General features: G+C 59.4%; 1 protein-coding gene and 1 pseudogene. Both read left to right on the top strand.

Annotation, left to right across the window (positions count from 1 at the left end; genetic code table 11):
• Positions 1-448 (top strand): annotated as a pseudogene (gene rpoC1 / locus NW856_RS12910) (DNA-directed RNA polymerase subunit gamma); the annotation flags it as partial.
• 53 nt (positions 449-501) lie between these two features.
• The coding region (locus NW856_RS12915) for a hypothetical protein (RefSeq protein ID WP_414400593.1) at positions 502-744 on the top strand (243 nt) is incomplete at its 3' end.

Consider the following 744-nt stretch of genomic DNA (forward strand, 5'->3'; position numbering starts at 1 on the left):
CCTTTCTCTGGAAGCCCAGGCGGAAGCGCGCCTGCTGATGCTGGCCACCAACAACATCCTCTCCCCGGCCACCGGCGCTCCCATCATCACCCCCAGCCAAGATATGGTGTTGGGGTGCTACTACCTGACGGCGGACAACCCCCACGCGCCAGATATTGGCGATCGCTTCTTCGCCAGCTTGGAAGATGCTCTCATCGCCTACGACCGCGGTGCTATCGGCCTGCACAGCAAGGTCTGGGTGCGCTACCACGGCCCGATGGAGTTGGGCAAGGGCGAAAAAGAGTCCGAGCCGCAAATCATCGAAGAAGCGGGCGGCATCCGCCTCAAGATCACCAACTACCGCCGTATCCGCGAAGATCAAAACGGCAACGTGATCAGCCAGTACATTCGCACCACGCCGGGCCGGATCATTTTTAACAAGACCGTGCAGGATATTTTGTCTGCGTAGTTACCCTCTGCCGTAGGACGGCTCTTCTCTCCCCTTCTCTCTAGCGAGGCATCATGAGCGAAAAAGGACGATTTTCCGCTGGCCTGGCGCGGCAGGCTGCCGACGGCAACAAAGCCGACGCCCCTTTGCCCCCTGTGCCCTTTCGCAACTATCAAATTGGCAAAAAAGAGCTGCGTAACCTGATTGCCTGGTCTTTTGCCCGCTACGGCACAGCCCGCACCGCTCAGATGGCGGATGCTCTGAAGACCCTGGGCTTCAAATACGCCACCCAGGCAGCCGTCTCCATCAGCGTCGAA

Source organism: Synechococcus sp. R3-13 (genome assembly GCF_047462195.1).
GTDB lineage: Bacteria > Cyanobacteriota > Cyanobacteriia > Thermostichales > Thermostichaceae > Thermostichus.